This is a genomic window from uncultured Methanobrevibacter sp., from assembly GCF_902788255.1.
Lineage (GTDB): Archaea > Methanobacteriota > Methanobacteria > Methanobacteriales > Methanobacteriaceae > Methanocatella.
Map to the genome: position 1 here is coordinate 1 of NZ_CADAJR010000055.1, position 5,604 is coordinate 5,604.

Sequence of the window (5,604 nt, forward strand, 5' to 3'; positions counted from 1 at the left end):
GTTCACTGCCAATAAAAATGGTACTTTGGTCAATAATGTAACCGCTAAGTCTAATGAAACCAATGAAACCAATGATACAGCTGATGTAACTGTTTACAATCCTAACATGACTGTTGAAAAAATCACTGTCAACAGGACTGTAACTATCGGTGAAAACGTTGTTTTCACTATTGTTGTTACTAACACTGGTGATTGTAACTTGACTGACGTGTTTGTTGAAGAAAAAGAACATGAAGGTTTAGAATTTGTTGGTTATTCTGACGTTGAAGGTAAATGGACTACAAAAGATAATAAAATCTTCTATCTTGAAGGTAAATTATCCAAAGTTGCTTCATTCAACATTACTTTCAAAACTACCAAATTAGGTAACTTGACTAATGTTGTTGTTGCAGGATCCAATAAAACCGAAAACAAAACCACTAACAACAATACTACCGTTAACCCTATCTGTGATGTTGTAATCACTAAAGAGGTAAATGCTTCAAGCATTTTTGTCAATGAAACAGTCGAATGGACAATTGTAGTTGTTAACAAAGGTTCTAGTGTCGCTGAAAATGTTATTGTTAACGATACCCTGCCTAAAGGAGTCATCATCATTGGTGAACTTCCAAATGGTGGTAAACAAGTTGGCGATAATATAATCTGGGAACTTGGCGATTTGGATATGAAGAAACCTGTAACTCTTAAGTTTGTAACTAAGATAACCGTTGAAGGCAATAATACAAACCTTGTTTCAGTTAATAGTACTACTCCTGATTCAAACGAAACAAATAATCACGCTAATAATACAACCGTTGCAAATCCGATTTGTGATTTGGTAATCACTAAAGAGGTAAATGCAACCAGTGTATTTGTTAATGATAGTGTCGAATGGACAATTACTGTTATTAATAAAGGTCCTTCTACCGCTAGGAATGTTGTAGTGAACGATACCTTACCTGAAGGTTTGGTAATCATCAAGGCAACACCTACCGGTGGTATAAGATTCATTAATGAAACCAGGATCTGGGAGATTGGAGACCTGGAAGTAGGTAAACCTGTTTCCCTTGTTTTGGTAACTAAAATATTAGTGAATGGTACTTTTAATAATATTGTCGTTGCAAATTCAACCACTCCGGATTCAAACGAATCCAACAATAAAGCAAACAACACTACTGTTGCTAAATCATTTTGTGATTTGGAAGTTACAAAAACCGTAAATGCAACCAATGTTAATATTGGTGATTATGTTGAGTGGATTATTAATGTTGTAAACAAAGGTCCAAGCACTGCTGAAGACGTTGTAGTGAAAGATACTTTACCAAATGGTCTTAAAGTAATTACCTTGCCTGAAAATGTTAAACAGGAGGGCAATACTTTGATTTGGAATATAGGAACTTTAGCTCCTAATACTACTCCATTAACAAAGAAAATTGTAACCCAAGTTTTAGTTGACGGCAATATCACTAACGTTGTAGTTGTGAACTCTTCAACTCCTGATTCCAACAAAACAAACAATAAGGCAAACAACACTACACATGTTGACCCTATTTGTGATTTGGAAATCTTTAAAATAGTAAGCTCCAAGAAAGCTTACGTCGGTGAAGAGTTAACATGGACTATTATTGTAATCAATCACGGTCCTAGTGCAGCAAAAGATGTCAAGGTTCAAGAAGACATACCAGGTTCACTGAAATTCATCAGATATACTGCTACCAAGGGTACTTACGACAAAAACTCCCAAATTTGGACTATCGGAACAATGGATAATGCTTCAAGTTACACTTTAACCATTGTAACAAAAGTATTAAGTGTTGGAAACATTACCAACCCTGTGGAAGTTAAAACTTCCACTCCGGAAAATGATACAACCAATAACAAGGCGAATGATACGGCAGAAGCATTCGAATTCTGTGATTTGGTAATCAAAAAATCTTCAGATAAGAAATCATATTATGTTGGAGATAAGATGTATTGGAAAATTGAGGTTGTCAATAAGGGACCAAGTCCTGCAAGGGGCGTTTGGGTGTCTGATGTATTGCCATCAGCTTTAAAATTCCTTAAATTCACAGCTTCAAAAGGTTCTTATAACGATGCGACTGGAAGATGGTCTATTGGTGATTTGGCTAAAGGTGAAAAAGTCACTTTATACATTTACTGTAAAGTGCTTTCAAAAGGTTTCTTAACCAATAACGCTAATGTGACATGCAGCGTAAATGAAACTGATTTAAGTAACAATTACGATAATGCAACCGTTAAAGTTATTGAGAAGGAACATAAAAAAGAAAAGCAAAATCATACCAAGAAACATTCAAGGTCTACCCCAGAACCAAAACATCCGGTTACTATGCACAGTACTGGTAATCCAATAGCATATCTCTTGATTGCTATATTCGCAATATTTGGCAGTTTTTGGTCAAGGAGAAAACAAGAATAATTAAAATAGAATTTTTTTAACTAGATTTACATCTAGTTACCCTTTTTTATTTTTTTTAAGTGAGCAATTTTTTACGAGAATTAGTTAGATATTTATAAAAAGCTTTTTTTATTTATTTATTGAAAGAATTGAATTCCTTTTGAATATTTTCATAGAAGTAACCCAATTCCCGACCGTTTACGAATATGTGGTTTACTGTTATGGAGACTGTCATTTCATAGTTTTCATCGACCTTTCCCCAGGTGATCAGGGGCTGGATTTGATTGTTCTGGACAATAGCAGAGGTTATTGAGTCAAAGTCAACCCATGGGATGCAGGAGAAGTTTGCAATGTTTTCGCTGTCGCGCTTGAACATGTCCAGTGTAAAACCCTCGTTTTTTCCGCTCAGGATTTCTCTTGAGAGATCCTTTACATAGTCATGCCATTCACCGATGTCATCAAATTCCTGCGGGATCTTTACACGCATCTCACGATAAATCTCATTGTCCTCATCCATAATCGGTGTGGTTGCCTCAAGGTAATCGAATTCATAGACCCTTCCGTCAATTATTCGTCTTTTCATCTCGGGAACTTCATTTACCGCATTCATCATGCATCCAAGACACATCACAAAGAATGATTTGTCGTTTTCATGGCAGTAGTTCCACAGTTTCTCCACATTTACCCTTGCTGACATTGAATATCTTGAAGACAAAAAATTGACAAAAGGATTGTTTTTTAAATCAAATTCTATTTCCCTCATATATTTAACCTTAATCTTTTTATATTATTTTTTAATATATATTATATTGTATAAATCATATATGGTTTTGTTAAAATGAAAGTAGTAATCGTTGGTGGAGGAGCTGGAGGAATTTCAACAGCTTCAAATATTCGTAAACTAGATAAAGACATAGAAATCACAGTTCTCACAAGGGACAACAAGGTTGCATATTCTCCATGTGCAATTCCTTACGTACTTTCAGGTACCATCGAATCCTTTGACGACATTATCATGAGGACTCCTGAAGACTATAAGAAAAAGAACATTGATGTCATTACCGAAGTTGAAGTGACTGCAGTCGATTCAGACAAAAAGACAGTCACATATGAAAAAGGCAAAAAGAAAACAGTCCTGAATTACGATAAACTTGTACTTGCAACAGGAGGAAACCCGTTTGTACCTCCAATGCAGGGTGTTGACCTTGACGGAGTGTTCAGAATCCGTAACATTGATGACGGTATAAAGGTACAGGAAGCGATGAAGGATGCCAAAAGCGCAATCGTAACCGGTGCAGGTCTAATCGGTATTGAGATTGCATTTGCTCTCAAAAAACAGGGTTTGGATGTAATATTGAGTGAAATGCTTCCACAAATTGTTCCAAGATCCCTTGACAAGGACATGTCCGACATTTTGGTAAAATACCTTGAAATGGAAGGAATCAAGGTTGTTTTAGGAAAACCAATCACCAAACTCATTGGTGACGGCAAGGTTGAAAGGGCATGCTTCGGGGATGAAGAGGTATATGACGCTGACATGGTCATCATGGCAACAGGTGTACGTGCAGAACTTGACCTGGCCCAAATGGCAGGTTGTGAAATCGGAAGATGGGCAATACTTGTAAACGACAGGATGGAAACTTCAGTAGAGGACATCTATGCTGTTGGAGACTGTGTAGAGTCAAAAGACCTTATCTTAGGTTCAAATACCATTTCCCAACTGGGAACTACTGCGGTGCGTGAATCAAAAACCTTGGCCCGTACAATCTGCGGCAAGAAATCCAAGTTCAATCCTGTATTGAATTCAATGGTTTCAAAAGTGGGAAAACTTGAATTCGGTGCTGTAGGATACACCACCAGTTTCGCTCAACAAAACCGTATCAGACCAGTTGTACAAAAGGTACAGGCTCTTACAAGAGCACGTTATTATCCAAATGCAAAACCTATGGATATCAAGGTTATATGTGATGGAAACGGAACCATTATCGGTTGTCAAATCATAGCAGAGGAAAGAGTGGCGGAAAGAATCGATACAATGACATTGGCAATTACAGAAGGTTTGACCTGCTTTGATTTAAGCAATATGGAATTTGCTTATGCGCCACCGGTATCAATGGTTACAGATCCATTAATACTTGCAGTTGAAGAAGTAAGTAAAAAATTCAGTTAAAATTATAAAGGAGGAGAGTATTTATGCCGGAACATGGACACGGACATGGGCATCATGGTCACGGGGGGCAGATGACTCCTGAACAGCAAATGCAAATGATGCAACAGGAAATAAGATTAGCTAAAAACTTAAGTCAAATTAAACATAAAATCGTTGTAATGAGTGGAAAAGGAGGAGTAGGTAAGTCTACAGTGGCCGCAAACATTGCAGAAACCCTGCAGGCAATGGGATACAAGACAGGTATTCTTGATGCGGATATTCACGGACCTAACATTCCTAAGATGCTTGGTGTTGAAATAATGGAAGAGGAATTCAACCAATACCAATTCGATGCATTTAAGAATGTTGTTGAAGGAGGTTTGGACACCAGCTTGCCTGAAGACAAGCAACGTGAATACATTGAAGAAAAGAAAAAGGAATACCAGCACTCAATTTTCCCTGTTGAGACCAAAAGCGGTCTTAAGGTAATGTCAATGGCATTTCTGATTGATGCGCTTGACAGACCGATCATCTGGAGAGGACCGCAAAAAACCGGTGCAATCAAACAGCTCGTTTCAGACTGCCACTGGGGAAAACTTGACTTTTTAATCATCGACAACCCACCTGGAACCGGTGACGAACCTCTGACAGTTCTTCAAACCATTCCTGAAACCGATTTGGTATTGATGGTTACCACACCTAACGTCGTTTCACAGGAAGATGTTTTAAAATGTGTGAAAATGGTTGAGATGATGAATATTGACAATATCGGCCTTATCGAGAACATGGCCTATTACATCTGTCCTCACTGCGGTGAAAAATTAAACATTTTCGGTGAAGGAAACGGTGAGAAATTCGCCGAGGAAATGGAAATCACATATCTCGGTGACTTGCCGATTGAAGAAAGCGTTTCCGATGCGCCTAACAAGGATGCAACCATTTCAGTTTTGGATGCTGATGATGAAGTATCCAAAAGGTTTAAGGAAATCGTTGAAGATATAAAAAAAGAGTTTTTAGAGTAAGCTGACATTTAAGATGTAGCTTACGCTACTAATATTTA

Annotated in this window: 4 protein-coding genes; 3 read left to right on the forward strand and 1 reads right to left on the reverse strand. The window is 37.5% G+C overall.

What is annotated here, in order from left to right; translation table 11 throughout:
- The coding region (locus QZV03_RS11000; protein WP_296876758.1) for a DUF11 domain-containing protein at positions 1-2,416 on the forward strand (2,416 nt) is incomplete at its 5' end.
- Positions 2,417-2,528: 112 nt separating this feature from the next.
- Here the strand turns inward: QZV03_RS11000 and QZV03_RS11005 are convergent.
- Positions 2,529-3,158, reverse strand: a complete 630-nt coding sequence (locus QZV03_RS11005) for a CatA-like O-acetyltransferase (RefSeq protein WP_296876760.1) — start codon at positions 3,156-3,158, stop codon at positions 2,529-2,531.
- Positions 3,159-3,233: 75 nt separating this feature from the next.
- Here QZV03_RS11005 and QZV03_RS11010 point away from each other — a divergent pair, with 75 nt between their 5' ends.
- Together QZV03_RS11010 and QZV03_RS11015 are read left to right on the forward strand one after the other, a co-directional pair.
- A complete protein-coding gene (locus tag QZV03_RS11010) occupies positions 3,234-4,565 on the forward strand; it encodes an FAD-dependent oxidoreductase (RefSeq protein WP_296876762.1) in 1,332 nt (443 codons plus the stop codon).
- 23 nt (positions 4,566-4,588) lie between these two features.
- Positions 4,589-5,566 carry an Mrp/NBP35 family ATP-binding protein gene (locus QZV03_RS11015; protein WP_296876764.1) on the forward strand — a complete coding sequence of 326 codons (978 nt, stop codon included), beginning with the start codon at positions 4,589-4,591 and terminating at the stop codon, positions 5,564-5,566.
- The last annotated feature ends 38 nt before the right edge of the window (positions 5,567-5,604 follow it).

Bases quoted from the DNA above. Each gene is read 5' to 3' on its own strand.
- QZV03_RS11005 (WP_296876760.1), bottom strand. From the start codon at position 3,158: ATGAGGGAAATAGAATTTGATTTAAAAAACAATCCTTTTGTCAATTTT.
- QZV03_RS11010 (WP_296876762.1), top strand. From the start codon at position 3,234: ATGAAAGTAGTAATCGTTGGTGGAGGAGCTGGAGGAATTTCAACAGCT.
- QZV03_RS11015 (WP_296876764.1), top strand. From the start codon at position 4,589: ATGCCGGAACATGGACACGGACATGGGCATCATGGTCACGGGGGGCAG.